This is a genomic window from Pseudomonas sp. NFPP04, from assembly GCF_900113815.1.
Lineage (GTDB): Bacteria > Pseudomonadota > Gammaproteobacteria > Pseudomonadales > Pseudomonadaceae > Aquipseudomonas > Aquipseudomonas extremorientalis.
On sequence record NZ_FOQS01000004.1, the window covers coordinates 525,757 to 543,158 of the forward strand.

A 17,402-nucleotide genomic window follows, 5' to 3' on the forward strand; every position below is an offset into this window, starting at 1 on the left:
TCACCAGCGCAATCCTTGCGCTGCAACAGTCCCCAGAGCCGGGTGGGCGATGGGCATGATAGGCAGTGAGTGGGATGATGTCTTTCAGTCAATTCTGAAAAAATGTGAACGGGGCGAACGTCCCTGTTCACTGCGCAATAAAACAACGATGCTGCAGCAGATTCCCCTGCGTGCGGCCGATATGACCAAGCCTTCATTTACCTATCTATTGGCGGCCTCCAGCGGCTTAGCTGCCAATATTCTCCTTGGGGTATCGTCGCTGTACTGGCGAGAGCTGAACGAACTCACGCCCCAGGTTCTGGTTGCCTACAGGGTCCTGCTATCCCTGCTCGCACTGGCTGTGATCATTGGGTTTGGCCAAGGCTTTCGTCACCTCGTAAAGCTCAATATCCGCACCTTAGGCCTGCACTGCACTGCTTCTTTTTTGGTAGCCGTTAACTGGGGATCCTTCATATGGGCATCCCTGCACGGCCATGTGCTTGAAAGTGGCTTCGGCTATTTGCTTGCCCCGTTTTTATCGATAACGATGGGCGTCTTTTTCTACCGCGAGAAGCTCAAGCCTGCACAGACTGTTTCAATGCTGACTATCATGGCCGCAGCCTTGCTGCTGGCGCTAACCAGCAGCGAGCTCAACCACTGGATTTACGTGCTGATCGCCGTCACTTGGGGGAGTTACACCTGCATCAAAAAAGCCACGCCGTTGAATGCGGTAGAGGGCTTGTTCGTCGAGACTCTGTTTTTAACACTCGCCATCGTGCTCGCTGTTGCGCTGCTTGGATGGAGCCTTGCCTGGCCAGATCCCATGTCAACTCAGGCTCAGTGGCTGATTCCCCTGGCAGGCGTAATATCGGTCGTGCCCTTGATAATGTTTGCCTACGCCATCGGCAGAATCCCACTTTCCCAGGCAGCCTTATTTCAATTCGTATTGCCCATCACGCAGCTTGTGATCGCTGTGTATGTGTACAAGCAACCGATCTCGATAAATGCGTTGCTGCTGTACTCATTCACGGTAGGCGTGCTGATAGTGCTCATAATCTATGAACTGGCGACTCAAAAAAAATAGTAATTGCAAGGTGACGCGTATGTGCTCCCAAACTCCAGACATAAGCCCCACTGCGCTTATCATGCGTGCAATTCAAAAATACACCACAAAGAACAACTCACATTAAACCCAACAGAAAAACACTACACGCATTTAGGAAGTCCTACATTTGCACAATGCTGGCAACATGGCTTCTACTGAGTGCCATTCAGGAATGATCAGCCTCCTTCCCGCCCCCAAAACAGACACTCAACAAGCATGCTTAAACCTATCAAAAACAAGAACGACAACTTATATTACGTTTTGTCTGTCTTCATGAACCTGGACGTCCAGAGAAGCTTATTTGTACTTTACCTACTGCAACTCGGTATCACCCAGGGAGAGATAGGTATCCTACAATCATTCTTGTTTTTTTCTTCAGTCGCGCTGGAAATCCCCTCTGGTTTACTCGCAGATCGATATGGTCGCAAGTGCACGCTTATCATCAGCTTTTTAGGCTTGTGTGTCAGTGGGATTGGTTTTTTGCTATTTTCGTCTTTTATTTCCTTCGCAATCATATTCTGCCTATTCGGTACCAGCATTGCCATGGGATCTGGTTCAGACAGAGCATTGCTGTATGACAACTTACTGGCAGAACATCGGGCTGATGAGTATCCTAAAATATTGTCACGCGCCCGTGCTATTGGTGCGATATCGCTGAGTTTGTCCATGCTTCTTGGCGGTGTCATACAAGACACCTTGTCTTGGAACGGAGTCTATATTTTTTTTGCGGCATCAAAACTCATCGGCGCCATCATTGTAGTATTCAACTCCGAAATTAAGCTTCCACCTATTTCACTAACCCCCAACAACGCAAATGAATTAAATACGAAAACCACAGGGGGTAACTTTACTTCACTCATCAAATTTTTCAGCTCCAACAGAGGTTCTTTTCTGATACCTCTCTTTGTTGGATATGCTCTATTTGAACTCTCAACCATTCCTCTTTTCATCTACGGCCAGCCATTCTTCTCCCAGCAGGGTCTAGAAATACCTGTTATTGCCGGCATTTATGCCGCAGTTGAAATCATATCGGCTGCCATGTTTATGGTTGCAGGATATATTTGCTCCAGATTCACGCTTGGGGTGATAGCCGTCACCACCACCCTCATTGTCACCGCACTGCTCTTCACCCTATCTTTGAATACCGGAACACTCTCTTCAGTCGCAGTATTTATTTTAATCATGTCACTCCCCGCTATCTATGAAACTGCCTACGAGACCTACATCAATGAAAACATAGAGTCACGCATTCGAGCCTCCTGCCTCTCCGTCGCCAATCTAGTCAATTCGATCATCATCGGTATCTCCTACACTGTCTTCGGCGGGCTGCTGGATAGATATGGTTTCTCGTCGACGTTAATTGTTGTTGCAGGCGTCTGTTTTATGGGTCTCTTTTTTGCAAGTACTACCCTACTGCTAGGTGGGCAACAACGTCGTAAAAAGAGCAAAAAGCTTGAATCAACCCGGTTTACTGGAGATGCGCCGTGACAGGCCTAAAGCCGGGTAGATAAAATACGTCCATAACCTTGTAGGAGCACGCTTGCTCCTACAAGGAGGCTCGATCGTGATCAGCCCAACTTCACCACAATCTCATCTTTGATCAACAAGCGTTTCTTCTTCAGCTTCTCCACATCCTCGTCGCTGGCACTTGCCGACTCCGCCTTCAGCACCTCTTTGTCAGCGTCGTCGTACTGCGTGAGCAGCGAGTCCAGGCGTTTGTCGCTCGCCCTGCGTTCGTGAACGACTTCCTTGCTCAACCCCAAGTCCTGATACAGGTCGTGTTTCACTGGCATGGCGTACCTCCGCATGTTGATCAATGGCTTACGCCCTAGAAGCTAGACCATTGCGAGGGGTCTTGTCATGCTCGGGGTCAATACAGCCCCGTTACAGCCCCGTTCGTCGCGGCGCGGGCGTTTGGATCAAACCTTTGCCGCGCCTTGCCCTCCACTCTAGATAGCCACCCGAGGGAGAACGGTTTCATGACGCTCGCTGCCACCGCTGTCGATACCCAATGCATCAACACCCTCCGCACCCTGGCCATGGATGCCGTGCAAAAGGCCAATTCCGGCCATCCGGGCACGCCCATGGGCCTGGCGCCGGTGGGTTATACGCTGTGGAGTCGTTTCCTGCGTTATCACCCGCAACATCCCGACTGGCCCAGCCGTGATCGGTTTGTGCTGTCCGTCGGCCATGCCTCGATGTTGCTGTATTCGCTGCTGCACCTGGCCGGTGTGGGGGAACTGGATGCCGACGGCAAGCGCACCGGCCAGGCCGCTGTCAGCCTGAACGATATCAAGCAGTTTCGCCAAGCAGGCTCCAAAACCCCCGGCCACCCCGAATACCGCATGACCACTGGGGTGGAGACCACCACCGGCCCGCTCGGCCAGGGCTGTGCCAACAGCGTCGGCATGGCGATGGCCGAGCGTTGGCTGGCCAAGCGCTTCAACCGCGAAGAAAAAACCCTGTTCGACTACAACGTCTACACCCTGTGCGGCGACGGCGACATGATGGAGGGCATCAGCGGCGAAGCGGCGTCCATGGCCGGGCATTTGAAACTGGACAAGCTGTGCTGGATCTATGACAACAACACCATCAGCATCGAAGGCCACACTGAGCTGGCGTTCAGCGAAGATGTGATCAAGCGCTTCCAGGCGTATGGGTGGCACACCCTGCATGTGACCGATGCCAACGACTTGCAAGCCCTGAGCAATGCCTTGGAGGCGTTCCATTGCAACCGCGGCGCGCCCACCCTGATTGTGGTCGACAGCGTGATCGGCTACGGCTCCCCGCACAAACACAACACGGCCGCCGCCCATGGCGAGCCCCTGGGCGAAGACGAAATTCGCCTGACCAAGGCAGCCTATGGCTGGCCCGAGGATTCCAGCTTCCTGGTTCCCGACGAGGTGCGCACGCAATTGCGTGATGTTTTGCTTGAGCGCAGCGAGCCGCTGTATGAAAAGTGGAGCGAGCACCTGTCCCAGCTGGAACAGTACGAACCGGAATTGGCCGATGAATTGAGGCGCATGCGTGCCGGGGAAATGCCGGAGCACTGGCAGAAACACCTACCGGATTTCGATACCGACGCCAAGGGCATCGCCAGTCGTGCCGCCGGCGGCAAGGTGCTGAATGCGTTTGCAGAACAGATCCCCTGGCTGCTGGGCGGCTCGGCCGACCTGTCACCGTCGACCAAGACCAACCTCACCTTCGACGGCGCCGGGCGTTTCAGCGCCGAGGACTACAGCGGGCGCAACCTGCACTTCGGCATTCGTGAACATGCCATGGGCGCCATCGCCAATGGCATGGCATTGTCCTACCTGCGGCCGTACACCTCGACCTTTCTGGTGTTCAGCGACTACATGAAGCCACCGATCCGCCTGGCGGCAATCATGGAACTGCCGGTGGTGTTCGTGTTTACCCATGATTCGATTGGCGTGGGTGAAGATGGGCCAACGCACCAGCCGATCGAGCATCTGACCCAGTTGCGCGCAACGCCGGGGCTGCTGACCTTGCGCCCCGGTGACGCGAATGAAACCCGCGAGCTGTGGAAGGTGGCGCTGGCACAGACCCATCGGCCAAGTTGCGTGGTGCTGTCGCGTCAACCGCTGCCGACGCTGGATCGTACGCGGTACGCGCCGGCATCCGGGGCAGCCAGGGGCGCTTACGTGCTGGCGGGTGCAGATGCGCCCCAGGTGATTCTGCTGGCCACAGGCAGCGAAGTCAGCCTGGCGGTGGCGGCGTATGAGCAGTTGAAAGACGAAGGGATTGCCGCGCAAGTGGTGTCCATGCCCAGCTGGGAGTTGTTCGAGGACCAGGACCAGACGTACCGCGACAGCGTGTTGCCGCCGGCGGTGAAAGCGCGGGTCGTGGTGGAGCAGGCAGGCCCCCTCGGCTGGGACCGGTATGTGGGGCAGACCGGCGCCAAGGTGGTGATGAACAGCTTTGGTGCGTCGGCGCCGTTGGCACAGTTGCAGGAGAGGTTCGGGTTTACCGTGGAGAATGTGGTGAAGCTGGCGAAAGAGCAGATCCAACTGACTCAACAGTGATCAGAAATGTGGGAGGGGCGGTGCGACGGTTCGACTTGCCCCCTCCCACAAGTTCTCATCCGCTTTTAGTTCAGCTCTTTGGTCAGGAATGGCGCAGTCCGGCTGGCCTTGCTTTTGGCAACCTTCTGCGGCGTACCACTGGCCACCACCTTCCCGCCCATACCCCCCGCCCCCGGCCCGATATCGATCACCCAGTCACTCTGCGCCACCACGCGCATTTCATGCTCCACCACGACCACTGTATGCCCCGCGTCCACCAGCTGGTTCAACTGGTTGAGCAGGCGGTCCACATCCCGTGGATGCAACCCGGTGGTGGGTTCATCCAGCACATACAGGGTGGCGCCCCGCGCATTGCGTTGCAGCTCGGTCGCCAGTTTGATGCGTTGTGCTTCACCACCGGACAGCTCGGTCGCCGGTTGCCCCAGGCGCAGGTAACCCAGGCCGATATCCCGCAGCACCTGCAGCGAACGCAACACCCCAGGCTGCTCGGCAAATACCTCCACCGCCTGTTCCACTGTCAGCCCGAGCACGTCGGCGATGCTCAAGCCTTGCCATTTGATCGCCAGGGTCTCGGGGTTGTAGCGTGCGCCGTGGCAGGTCGGGCATGGCGCATACACGCTGGGCATGAACAGCAGTTCAACGCTGACAAAGCCCTCGCCTTCGCAGTTCGGGCAACGGCCCTTGGCGACATTGAAGGAGAACTGCCCGGCATCGTAATGCCGCTTCTTCGCCGCCGGAGTGGCCGCGAACAGCTTGCGCACGTTGTCGAACAGCCCGGTGTAGGTCGCCAGGTTGGAGCGTGGCGTGCGGCCGATGGGTTTCTGGTCGACCTGCACCAGGCGGCGGATATGCTCCAGCCCGGCACGGATGTGGCCCCCGCTGGTTTGCGGGGCGTCGTCTTCCAGGCTTGGTTCTTCGTCGTTTTCCATCACACGCCCAAGGCCGGCGCCCACCAGCTCCAGCAGTGCCTGGCTGACCAGGCTGGACTTGCCCGAGCCAGAAATCCCGGTGACCGCCGTGAAGCAGCCCAATGGGAAATCCACGTCCAGGCCCTTGAGATTATTGCGCGTCACGCCTTCCAGTTGCAGCCAGCCGGTGGCTTCACGCCGCACCTGAGCCGACACGCGCTTTTCCGCGAACAGGTACTCACGGGTCTGCGACGCCTCCACCTGCGCCAGCCCCGCCGGCGGGCCGCTGTACAGCACCTGCCCGCCCTGTTCACCGGCCGCCGGGCCGACGTCGATCAACCAGTCGGCGCGGCGCATGGTTTCCAGGTCATGCTCCACCACAAACAATGAATTGCCGGCCGCCTTCAAGCGGTCAAGGGCGGTGAACAATGCCTCGCCGTCCGCCGGGTGCAGGCCTGCCGAAGGTTCGTCCAACACGTAAATCACGCCGAACAACTGCGAACCCAATTGCGTTGCCAGGCGCAGTCGCTGCAACTCGCCGGACGACAAGGTCGGCGTGCTGCGCTCCAGGGACAGGTAACCCAGGCCCAGTTCGGTCAAGGTACTGACCCGCTCCAGCAAGTCCTGGGCGATGCGCTGCGCGGCCAGGCGTTTCTCCACCGACAGCTTCATCTTGTCCTGCCCCGCCGCCACCGGTCGCAGCAACTCGGCCAACTGCGTCAACGACAGTTGCGACAACTCACCGATGTCCACCCCGGCAAACTTCACCGACAGCGCCGCCTGGGTCAGCCGCTTGCCATCGCACAGCGGGCAGGCGCTGCCCTGCATGAACTGCGACACGCGCTTTTTCATCAGCGCACTCTGGGTATGGGTGAACGTGTGCAGGATGTAGCGCCGTGCGCCGATGAAGGTGCCCTGGTAGCTCGGCTCCAGTTTGCGCTTCAACGCATCGCGGGTCTGTTCCGGGGTGAAGCCGGCGTACACCGGGACGGTGGGGGTCTCTTCGGTAAACAGGATCCAGTCGCGCTGCTTTTTCGGCAGGTCGCGCCAGGGGATGTCCACGTCATAGCCCAGGGTCACCAGGATGTCCCGCTGGTTCTGCCCCTGCCACGCCAACGGCCAGGACGCCACCGCACGCTGGCGAATGGTCAGGGAAGGATCGGGCACCATCAGCGCCTCGGTCACTTCATACACACGCCCCAGGCCATGGCACTGCGGACACGCGCCCTGGGGCAGGTTCGGCGAAAAGTCTTCGGCGTACAGCATCGCTTGCCCCTTCGGATAACTGCCGGCGCGGGAGTAGAGCATGCGGATCAAACTCGACAACGTGGTCACGCTGCCCACCGACGAGCGCGCACTCGGCGTGCCGCGCTGCTGTTGCAGGGCCACGGCAGGCGGCAGGCCTTCGATGCTGTCCACGTCCGGCACGCCGACCTGGTCGATCAACCGCCGTGCATAGGGCGCCACCGACTCGAAATAGCGACGCTGGGCCTCGGCATACACCGTGGAAAACGCCAGGGACGATTTGCCGGAACCCGACACCCCGGTGAACACCACCAGGGCATCGCGGGGGATATCCACATCGACGTTGCGCAGGTTGTGTTCGCGGGCGCCGCGCACGCGGACAAAGCCCGAGGGTTGGGCAGTGATAGAGGGAATATTGCGCGTTGAAGTCATGGACAACCTTGTCGGGCGGTGAGCACGCTGCGCACCCGTTGCGTCAGCGCTTCGGGGCTGTAGGGTTTGCTCAGCAGATGAATATCGGGGCTCAGCAAGTGATTGCTGGAGAGAATGTCACGGGTGTGGCCGGAGGTGAACAGCACCGGCACCGCAGGCGTCTGCTGGCGGGCCCAGTCGGCCAGGTCGGTGCTTTTGACGCGGCCGGGCATGACCACATCGGTGAAGATCAGGTCCGGTGGCGAGCCTGCCTGCAGTTTCGACATGGCCTGGTCACCGTCTTCGGCGGTAAGTACGGTGTAGCCGGACTGTTCGAGCAACTCCACGACGGTCAGGCGCACACCTTCATTGTCCTCGACCACCAGGATGGTTTCCTGGCCGCCGCTGTGCTGCACCTGGTCCATATGCACATCGAGGCTTTCCGGTTCCAGGCTGTGGGGGAAATACATCTGCACCACCGAGCCCTTGCCCTCCTCGCTCCACATTTCCACATGCCCGCCACTCTGGCGCACAAAGCCAAACACCATGCTCAGGCCCAGGCCAGTGCCATGGCCTTCACGCTTGGTGGTGAAAAAGGGTTCAAAGGCACGCTTGAGGGTGCTCTCGGACATGCCGACGCCGGTATCGGCCACCTCCAGGCGCACATACTCGCCGGGCTTGATGCTTTTACCCGCGCAATCGGCCGGATTGAGGATGATATTTTCGCCGGAGATGCGGATCACGCCTTCGCCCTTCATGGCGTCGCGGGCATTGATCGCCAGGTTGAGCAGCGCGTTCTCCAGTTGGTTGCGGTCGACATTGATAAACCAGGCATCCTGGGGCATCTGCACGTCGATATGGATGGTTTCGCCCAACGCCCGTTGCAGCAACTCGCCAAGCCCCGCGTAAATGCGTTGCGGGTTGTACACCGCCGGCGACAGCGGTTGGCGCCGGGCGAACGCCAGCAGTTGCGAGGACAGCTTGGCTCCACGCTCCACCGCCGCAATGGCGGCCGTGACACGCCGCTGCACCTGGGCGTTGTCCGGTTCCTGGCGGGCCAGCAGGTGCAGGTTGCCGGCGATCACTTGCAGCAGGTTATTGAAGTCGTGGGCCACGCCGCCGGTGAGGCCGCCAATGGCTTCGAGTTTCTGCGACTGGCGCAACTGGTCCTCGGCCGCGGAGCGCGCCTGCACTTCGGCGGCCACCCGTTGTTCGAGGTTGTGCGTGAGTTCCCGGCGTACCTGTTCGGACTTCACCAGTTCGGTGGTCTCCACCACAATCGCCAGCACGCCGGCCGGTTGTTGATCGTCGCCGGCCACCGGACTGTAGTAGAGGTCCAGCCACACGGTTTCCGGCTGGCCGTTGCGCAACAGCACCAGGTCCTTGTTGTTGAATGACAGGGTGCCGCCGGCCAGGCAGGTGTCCATCACATGCCGGTTGAAGTCGGCCACTTCCGGCCAGCCGAGCTCCACCGGTGTGCCCAGCAGATAGGGGTGACGGCCACCGGCAAAGGCCGAGTAGCTGTCGTTGTAGATCATGTGTCCCAGGCGTCCCCACAACATCACCATCGGCACGGGCGAAGCCAGCATCATCTGTACGGTACACGCCAGGCTGGTGGACCAGCGGTCAATGGGGCCCAGGTCGGTGCCCGACCAATCGAATGCGCGGATCCGCTGGGCCATTTCACCGGCCCAGCCTTCGCAGCCGTGGGGGTTGGATAAGAATTGCATCGGTTGGCTCTGTGCGCTAAGAGAACATCGGCAAGTTTTGGAGCGCTGCAAACCCGGATGGTTTCACCTCATCTGCATCAGAAGTGATTACAGCAGAAACCACGGGACTCAGTGAAAATCCCGACTGCGCACATTGATCCCTTCCAACAAGGGCGTCAGGTCGGTCAGGCGCCCGGCGATCAAGTGCCGCACCTCGCCCACCGCTTCCCAGCGCCCGTCCACCTTCAACAGCCGCGAGCCCACCAGCGCCTGGCGTTGACGCTCGGCCAAGTCACGCCAGACCACCACATTGAGGTTGCCGAATTCATCTTCCAGGGTGACAAAGGTCACACCGCTGGCAGTCCCCGGGCGCTGTCGACCGGTCACCAGCCCCGCAACGCTGACATTACGGCCGTGCTCCACCGCCATCAGTTCATGGGAGCTGCGGCAGCGGCGTTTGCGCAATTCATCCCGCAGCAACGCCAGAGGGTGCGGCCCCAGGGTCGTGCCCACAGTGGCATAGTCAGCCTGCAGGTCTTCACCCACGGTCGGTGCCGGCAACTCGACCGCCGCCTCATCCGGGCTCGGCAGGCCGGCAAACAGCCCCAGTTGCTTGTGCACGCCGGCCACCGCCCAGCGCGCCGTGTGCCGGTTGTCAGCCAGGGCGCGCAAGGCTCCGGCATCGGCCAACAAGGCCTGGGCACGTGCATCCAGCCCGGCGCGCTCGTCCAGGTCGGCAATGTCGCTGAACGCTCGACGCAGGCGCGCGGCTTCGATGCGCCGCCCATCTTCTTCGCGAAACCCGGAGATCATGCGCAAGCCCATGCGAATCGCCGGTTGTGCACCATCGATGGGCTCCAGGCTGCAATCCCAATCGCTGGTCTGCACATCCACCGGCCGGATCTGCAAGCGATGGCGCCGTGCGTCCTGCAGGATCTGGTCCGGGCTGTAGAAGCCCATGGGCCAACTGTTGATCAGCGCACAGGCAAACGCCGCCGGTTCATGGCACTTGAGCCAGCAACTGGCGTAGGTCAGCAAGGCGAAACTGGCCGCGTGGGATTCAGGAAAGCCATAGCTGCCAAAGCCTTTGATCTGCTCGAAGATCTGCGCGGCAAAGGCTTCGGTGTAACCGTTTTTCAGCATGCCGGTGCGTAGGCGCTGCTGGTGCGGCTCCAGGCCGCCGTGGCGTTTCCAGGCGGCCATGGAGCGGCGCAACTGGTCGGCCTCGCCGGGGCTGTAGTCGGCGGCGACCATGGCGATCTGCATCACTTGCTCCTGGAACAGCGGAATGCCCAGGGTGCGTTCCAGAACGGTTTTAAGCTCCGGCGAAGGATAGGTTTCGGGTTCTTCCTTGTTCCGCCGCCGCAGGTACGGGTGCACCATGCCGCCCTGGATCGGCCCCGGTCGCACGATGGCCACCTCGATCACCAGGTCATAGAACTTCTGCGGCCTGAGCCTTGGCAACATCGACATCTGCGCCCGCGACTCGATCTGGAACACGCCGATAGTGTCGGCCTTGCTGATCATCGCGTAGGTGGCCGGGTCGTCCTTGGGGAGCGTCGCCAAGGCCAGGTCGCGGTTGCGGTGACGGCGCAGCAAGTCGAAGCAACGCCGGATCGCACTGAGCATGCCCAAGGCCAGGATATCCACCTTGAGCAAGCCCACGGCGTCGAGGTCGTCCTTGTCCCACTGGATGATGGTGCGCTCGGCCATGGCGGCGTTTTCCACCGGCACCAGGGTGTCCAGCGGGTATTCGGAAATCACGAAGCCGCCAGGGTGCTGGGACAGGTGCCGAGGGAAGCCGATCAATTGCTGGGTGAGCGTGAGCACCCGGCGCAGCAGCGGGCTGTCGGGATCGAAGCCGCCTTCGCGCAGGCGCTCCAGCGGCGGGGCATCGTCGCTCCAGCGCCCACAGCAGTCGGCCAGGGCGTTGATCTGGTCCGGCGGCAGCCCGAGGGCCTTGGCCACATCGCGCACCGCACCGGCGGCGTGGTAACTGCTGACCACCGCCGTCAGCGCCGCGCGGGTGCGGCCGTAGCGCTGGAACACGTACTGCAGCACTTCTTCGCGGCGCTCATGTTCGAAGTCCACGTCGATGTCCGGCGGCTCGTTGCGCTCCCTGGACAGAAAGCGCTCGAACAACAGGCTCGTCAGGCTCGGGTCGATCTCGGTGATGCCCAAGGCAAAACACACCGCCGAGTTGGCCGCCGAGCCGCGGCCCTGGCACAGGATCGAACGGCTGCGGGCGAACTGCACAATGTCATGCACCGTGAGGAAATAGCTTTCGTAGCCCAGCTCGCTGATGAGCCTCAGTTCGTCATGGATCTGCTGCAAGGTCTTGGCGTCGACCCCCTGCGGCCAGCGCTGGGCGATGCCCGCTTCGGTCACGGCACGCAGCCAGGATTCGGCGTCGTGGCCGCTGGGCACCAGTTCACGCGGGTAGTGATAGCGCAACTGGCTGAGGTCGAAGGTGCAACGCCGGGCAATCGCCTGGGTTTCATCGAGCAGGGCTTGCGGGTACAGCGCGGCCAGGGCATCGAGGCTGCGCAGGTGCCGCTCGCCATTGGGGTGCAGGCGCGTGCCGGCTTCGGCCACCGGCACGTGATGACGGATGGCGGTCATGGTGTCTTGCAGGGCACGGCGGCCACGCGCATGCATGTGCACATCGCCACAGGCCACCGCCGGGATGTGCAGGCTGGCGGCCAGGTTCAGGCGTTGCTCCAGGTGGCGCGCATCGTCCTGGCCGCAGTGCAGGTGCACCGCCAGCCACAGGCGCCCGGCGAAGGTGCGGCGCAGCCACTGGATCGAGGCCTGGGTGTCGCCGTCCTCGGCGACCCACAGCGCCAGCAGGCCGGGCAGCGGTTGCTCGAAGTCCTCGTGCAACAGGCGATAGCTGCCTTTTTCCGCGCGCCGCCGGGCCACCGTGATCAAGCGGCACAGGTGCTGGTAGCCGCTGAGGTCTTCCACCAGCAGCACCAGTTTCGGGCCGTTTTCGATGCGCATCTCGCTGCCGATAATCAGCGGCAGTTCCACCGCCTTCGCCGCCTGCCAGGCCCGCACGATGCCCGCCAGGGTGCATTCGTCAGTCATCGCCAGGGCGCTGTAGCCTTGGCGCTTGGCCCGTTCGAACAGCTCCAGCGCACTCGACGCACCGCGCTGGAAGCTGAAGTTGGACAGGCAGTGCAGCTCGGCGTAATTCATGCAAACCAGCCTTGCAGCCACAACCCATCGCTTTGCCCGACGTTACGAAAGGCCCAGCCTTGCTGGCCGGCGCGGGTCTGGATCAAGTAGTAGTCGCGGCGGACATCGGCGCCGTCCCACCAGCCCGACTCGATGCGTTCCGGCCCCATGAGGATATTCACGCCGTGTTCGGCCAATAGCGTAGGTTCGCTCAGCAACCAACCGGGGCGTTGCACCTTGTGCAAGGTCGGGCAGAGGTTTTTGTCGCTCGCCGCTTGCCAGGCGCATTCGGGGCGATGGTCGGCGTGGAAGCGCAAGCCCTGCACGGCCTCATCGCCGAGACGGGCGCGCAGGCGTTCGCGCAATTGTTCCCATGGCAAGGTCTGTTGCGGGCGGTCGTCGAACAGGTCCTGGCGCTGCGGCACGAACACCGGCAAATCCTGGGCGACCAGGCGGAAACCGCGTACCGGTGAGGTGACCTGTACCTGCTCCAGGCGACCCCGGGCCAATTCAAACAGCATCGCCGGTTCGCGCTCGGCGCTGAGCAGGCCGACCTTGATCACCGTGTCCGGCGCCTGGGCGTGTTCCAGGTGCAAGTCAAAGCGCTGCACGCCACTGTCGCGGCCACACAGGAAGGCCGACAGATCTACCGTCAAGCGTCGCAAAGGAAACAGCAGCGCCTGATGGGACTGCACGTCGAAATTCAGCTCGATGCGCACGTCGAATCGGTCCGGGGGCTGATAGAACGCCAAGGCCAATGGGCGCTGCCCGGTCAATGCGTCCAGGTGCTTGAGCAGGTCGGCATCAAAGCGTCGCGCCAAGGTGTGCCGAGGCAGCGCTTGCACCTGGGCCAGACGGCGCAGGCCCATGCGCGACAACGCCGTGGCGGCCTGCGGGTCGAGGCCGGCGCGATCGATGGGCAGCGGCGCCAGGGCCTGTAGCAAGCCGTGATCCTGCACCGCCAAACCATCGTAGAAATTCGCCAGCACCCGCGCCGCCGCCGGGTTGGGCGCAGCGACGATGCGGTGACGAAAACCCAGTTCGGTCAATTCCTGGCGCAAGCGTGCTTCGAACCGCGGCCACGGCCCGAACAGGCCCAGGCTCGATTCAATCTCGAACAACAAGGCACGCGGGTAATACAGGCTGACCTGGGAACTGAACTGGTAGGCCCAGGCAGCCAGGAACTGTTGATGGCGCTCGATCTCGGCGGGGTCGTATTCGACGCTGGCAAAGGTTTTGGTCAGGGCATGCGCCGCCGTCAGGGATTGACCGGGGCGCAGGCCCAGGGCGCGGGCGGCGTCATTGACGGTTTGCAGCACGCGCCGCTGTGGCGTGCCGGCCAGCAGGGCCAAGGGTTGGTCCGGCTCGGGGTGCACACGCTGCACCCCGTCCAGCGCCAATTGCGGGAAGACAATACACACCCAGCGCATGACAACCTCAGTGCCCCGCCAGGGCAATCGGCGCCGGATGGGCCAGCCCGCCCCGACACTTGAGCACCCTTACCTGCGCGGGCTTGGCCTCCACGGCCAGGCGTAACGCGGCGGGCGATGAGTTGACTGACTCACTCAAAGCGCGCCAGGCAAACGCCAGGGTCTGCCCGGTTTCCGCCGCCACTTGCAGGCGCCGCAGCGCCCGGTCATCGGCCTTGCGCGGCCAGCACAGCACCGCCCCGCAACTGCCGGAACGCAGGCATTGCTCCACCGCCCACAGGGCATCGCGTTCCTCGGCCTGGATCACCGAGAGCAGGCGCAGGTCCACCCCGGCGTTCTGCCAGGCATGGGGGTACGGTGTATACGGCGGCGCCACCAAGACAATGCGCTCCCCTGCCTTCGACAAGCGCGCCAGGGTCGGCAGCACCAGTTGCAATTCGCCCACACCTTCCTTGGCCATGAGGATTTCACTCAAGGCCGCCTCCGGCCAGCCGCCCGTGGGCAGCACCGCGTCCAGCGCCGCCAGCCCGGTGGGATGCACACTGGACGGCGGAGCGGCGGGCCGGCCCTTCCAGACACGCCCGCCATTGAACAGCGTGTCCAGCGCAACCACGGCGCCCATCAGCCTTGCCTCACCAAACCGCAGAACACCCCTTCGATGGCCAGGTCCTGGTCGGGCCCCACCACGATGGGTTGATACGCGGGGTTGCGCGGCAGCAGACGCACGTGGTCGCCACTGCGCTCGAAACGCTTGATGGTCACTTCGCCGTCCAGGCGCGCCACCACGATCTGCCCGTTCAAGGCCTCGGCACTGCGGCGTACGCCGACCAGATCACCGTCGAGAATGCCGTCCTCGATCATCGAATCGCCCTGCACCCGCAACAGGTAGTCCGGGGTTTTCGCGAAGGTCGACGGGTCCAGTTGCAGGCGGCTGTGCACTTCGGCATCGGCGCCGATGGGTAAACCTGCGGCCACGCGACCGAGCACCGGCACATCCAGCCATTCCGGGCGCGCCGGCTGGTTGAGCAAACGAATGCCACGCGCCTGGTTGGGGTTGACCTCGATAAACCCGGCTTCGGTCAGCGCCAGCACATGCTTGCGCGCCACGCTGCGCGAGGCAAAACCGAACGCCTCGGCGATCTCGGCGAGGCTGGGAGGCTGGCCTTGTTGCGCGATGCGGTCGCGGATAAAGGTCAGGATGGCGGTACGGCGGGGGGTTAGAGTCGTCATGGAGTACATTTGTACTCTTGTGGGAAATTTCTGACAATAGCCGCTAGTCGCGTGATAGCGGACGAGCACTGTCGAACCGTCCCACATAACCGCCGGATAAGCGCTACTCCCCTGCCCTGCAAACGTCCGCAAAGTCCCTCGCCTGACTACACAGTGCGAGGGATTGCAGATGGCGTTATGGGTTTTGGCTCCGGTTGATGGGGCTGTTTCATGATCGAAGTGACCAGCCAAACCATTGGCTATTTGGTACTGGCCACCCTGGATTCAAAGACGCGAGACGTCGAATCCGTTATCCGCGACTTCAAGCGCTGCCTCAATCACTACGACGCCTGGGCTTCGAGCTTTTTCAGCTTTTCGGCGCTGGATATCGAGCAGGTCTTCAAGGTTGGAGATGAAGTGGCGCTGGTCGCGCCGATCAATCGCTCCCTGTTTCCCAGCACCACCACCGCAACCTGCCAGGCAGACGGCACGCTGACCCTGGTGCATATGTTCCAGAGTTCTCGATTTGTGCCGATTGGCGATACGCCCGTGATGGTGCAGCGCATTGATCCGAAGGGTGGCCCGCTCGGGGAGCCCATCCATAAAACCATCGGACCCAGCGGCATTCTCGAAATCAAGGAATGTGATCGTAACCAGCAGTACCGGGTCAGTTTCTATCCCAACGTTTCCAAGGCGCACTTCAAGGCGCTGTACGCCTCTTATCAGTCGGTTATCGAACCGCTGGAAGGCTGGCTGCGCCGTGAATGGGCCACCACCTTCGCCGCCTTGTGGAAGGGTTATTCCGAAGCCAATTTTCTCAAGCGCTACCTCTCGCTGCACGAAGCCTATGCACGCGGGTTTAGTGGGGCGTTGTATTCACTCTGGGACAACATCACGCAGATGCTTCAGTGGTTTCTGGACCCGCTGAAGCATGCCGAAAAGCTGCTGCATTACCTGAGCCAGGAAGAATTCGAAAAGCTGTTGAAGCTCGGCACCGAAAGCATCGCAAAGGGCTTGCTGGTGCTGAGTGATGAGCCGTTGCTGTTCATTTATCTGTCGGCAATGGTCAGTTGGACGCGGATGTTGCCGCCGCCTTATATGAATGAGCTGCTGGGGGAAATCAGCGCTGAAGTATTGATCAATTTGCTGCTGTGCCTTGCCACGGCAGGTATGGGGATGGCGGTACGCATCAGTACGAAGGTGCTGGGCAGCATCAAGTCTCAACGTGCGCGCAAATGGCTTGAGCACATGGCTGGGCAGTTCGGGAATTTTCGTGCGGATCACACGCAGGTGGCCAAGCCGATATTGCTCAGTAGCCAGGCGACGACGATCAAGACGATTCCGGATGCGCCGTTGAAGGCTGGGGATCAGGTGGTTTCCAACGCGGTACCGGTGGTACGCAACAAGTCCCAGCGAACCGCGTTGGTGCGGCAGGAGACCGTGGATGACGTGCCGGTTTCTGCTCGCAACCCGAATGGGGATGCTGCCGCCTCTTCGGACAAGACCGTCACCAACGGCTGCCCGGTGTCGATGGTCACCGGCGAGGAACTCCTGACCCTCACCGATGGGACGCTGGACGGGATCTTGCCGTTTGAGTGGACGCGGTTGTATCGCACCAGTGCGGTGGAAGTGGATGTCGGGCTGGGGTTTGGCTGGAGTCACGCGCTGGCGCATCGGCTGGTGGTTGTGGGTGATGCGGTGGTGTGGACCGATCATGAAAACCGCTCCACCACCCTGCCCTTGCCGACGACCTCTCGACCCGCAATCACCAACAGCCTGGCCGAAGCCGCAATCTATTTGGGTGCTGTGCCTGATGAACTGGTGCTGGCCCAAGCGTCACGTTTCTACCACTTCCGCGACGGTGTGCTGACAGCGATCAGCGATGCGTATGACAACCGGCTGCGCATTACCCGGGATTTTCTGGGGCGTGTTGAGCGGGTGGATAACGGTGTCGGGCGCTCGTTGTGGTTGCGCTATGCGTCGGGCCGCATCGTGGCGGTGGATTACCAGATTCATCGCGTTGTGGATGACGGTCCGTTTGTGTGGGTGACGGAGCAAACGATTGTTTCCTACGCCTATGACGACCTTGGGCGACTCATTTCAGCGACCAACGCGGTCGGTGAAAGCGAGGTTTATCGCTACGACGAACAGCACGTCATTCTTGAGCGCGGTTTGGCCGGTGG

11 protein-coding genes are annotated in these 17,402 nt (G+C 61.3%); 4 read left to right on the forward strand and 7 right to left on the reverse strand.

Annotated features, from left to right (window positions below):
- Positions 1-49 precede the first annotated feature (49 nt).
- Positions 50-1,063 carry an EamA family transporter gene (locus tag BM017_RS12055; protein ID WP_139212864.1) on the forward strand — a complete coding sequence of 338 codons (1,014 nt, stop codon included), beginning with the start codon at positions 50-52 and terminating at the stop codon, positions 1,061-1,063.
- Positions 1,064-1,300: 237 nt separating this feature from the next.
- On the forward strand, positions 1,301-2,572 hold the full coding sequence (locus tag BM017_RS12060; protein WP_256575626.1) for an MFS transporter: 1,272 nt from the start codon (positions 1,301-1,303) through the stop codon (positions 2,570-2,572).
- A gap of 80 nt (positions 2,573-2,652) precedes the next feature.
- Here the strand turns inward: BM017_RS12060 and BM017_RS12065 are convergent, their stop codons facing one another.
- The gene (locus tag BM017_RS12065; protein ID WP_071488022.1) at positions 2,653-2,877 is read right to left on the reverse strand and encodes a DUF465 domain-containing protein; all 225 of its coding nucleotides are present in this window, start codon (positions 2,875-2,877) and stop codon (positions 2,653-2,655) included.
- Positions 2,878-3,063: 186 nt separating this feature from the next.
- Between BM017_RS12065 and tkt the strand changes: the two genes are divergently transcribed.
- Entirely contained in the window at positions 3,064-5,127 is a 2,064-nt protein-coding gene (gene tkt / locus BM017_RS12070; protein ID WP_092244389.1) for a transketolase, read from the forward strand.
- A 65-nt stretch (positions 5,128-5,192) separates the two neighbouring features.
- On the opposite strand, the gene uvrA is transcribed toward tkt, so the two are convergent.
- The 6 genes from uvrA to lexA form a co-directional block, all read right to left on the reverse strand.
- A complete protein-coding gene (gene uvrA / locus BM017_RS12075) occupies positions 5,193-7,712 on the reverse strand; it encodes an excinuclease ABC subunit UvrA (protein WP_092244392.1) in 2,520 nt (839 codons plus the stop codon).
- Positions 7,709-9,421, reverse strand: a complete 1,713-nt coding sequence (locus tag BM017_RS12080; protein ID WP_092244395.1) for an ATP-binding protein — start codon at positions 9,419-9,421, stop codon at positions 7,709-7,711. The genes uvrA and BM017_RS12080 overlap by 4 nt, the downstream gene beginning before the upstream one ends.
- Before the next feature lie 108 nt (positions 9,422-9,529).
- A complete protein-coding gene (locus tag BM017_RS12085) occupies positions 9,530-12,622 on the reverse strand; it encodes an error-prone DNA polymerase (RefSeq protein WP_218189850.1) in 3,093 nt (1,030 codons plus the stop codon).
- The gene (locus tag BM017_RS12090) at positions 12,598-14,010 is read right to left on the reverse strand and encodes a Y-family DNA polymerase (protein ID WP_092244401.1); all 1,413 of its coding nucleotides are present in this window, start codon (positions 14,008-14,010) and stop codon (positions 12,598-12,600) included. The genes BM017_RS12085 and BM017_RS12090 overlap by 25 nt, the downstream gene beginning before the upstream one ends.
- 7 nt (positions 14,011-14,017) lie before the next feature.
- A complete protein-coding gene (gene imuA / locus BM017_RS12095) occupies positions 14,018-14,632 on the reverse strand; it encodes a translesion DNA synthesis-associated protein ImuA (protein WP_092244404.1) in 615 nt (204 codons plus the stop codon).
- Positions 14,632-15,249, reverse strand: a complete 618-nt coding sequence (lexA, locus tag BM017_RS12100; RefSeq protein WP_071488029.1) for a transcriptional repressor LexA — start codon at positions 15,247-15,249, stop codon at positions 14,632-14,634. The genes imuA and lexA overlap by 1 nt, the downstream gene beginning before the upstream one ends.
- Before the next feature lie 201 nt (positions 15,250-15,450).
- On the opposite strand from lexA, the gene BM017_RS12105 reads away from it, so the two are divergent.
- Positions 15,451-17,402 (forward strand): RHS repeat domain-containing protein (locus BM017_RS12105; RefSeq protein WP_170856067.1); only part of this gene is annotated, 1,952 nt, incomplete at its 3' end.

Excerpts from the sequence above, each read along its gene's own strand:
- BM017_RS12055 (WP_139212864.1), top strand. The coding sequence starts at position 50 with ATGGGCATGATAGGCAGTGAGTGGGATGATGTCTTTCAGTCAATTCTG.
- BM017_RS12060 (WP_256575626.1), top strand. The coding sequence starts at position 1,301 with ATGCTTAAACCTATCAAAAACAAGAACGACAACTTATATTACGTTTTG.
- BM017_RS12065 (WP_071488022.1), bottom strand. The coding sequence starts at position 2,877 with ATGCCAGTGAAACACGACCTGTATCAGGACTTGGGGTTGAGCAAGGAA.
- tkt (WP_092244389.1), top strand. The coding sequence starts at position 3,064 with ATGACGCTCGCTGCCACCGCTGTCGATACCCAATGCATCAACACCCTC.
- uvrA (WP_092244392.1), bottom strand. The coding sequence starts at position 7,712 with ATGACTTCAACGCGCAATATTCCCTCTATCACTGCCCAACCCTCGGGC.
- BM017_RS12080 (WP_092244395.1), bottom strand. The coding sequence starts at position 9,421 with ATGCAATTCTTATCCAACCCCCACGGCTGCGAAGGCTGGGCCGGTGAA.
- BM017_RS12090 (WP_092244401.1), bottom strand. The coding sequence starts at position 14,010 with ATGCGCTGGGTGTGTATTGTCTTCCCGCAATTGGCGCTGGACGGGGTG.
- imuA (WP_092244404.1), bottom strand. The coding sequence starts at position 14,632 with ATGGGCGCCGTGGTTGCGCTGGACACGCTGTTCAATGGCGGGCGTGTC.
- lexA (WP_071488029.1), bottom strand. The coding sequence starts at position 15,249 with ATGTACTCCATGACGACTCTAACCCCCCGCCGTACCGCCATCCTGACC.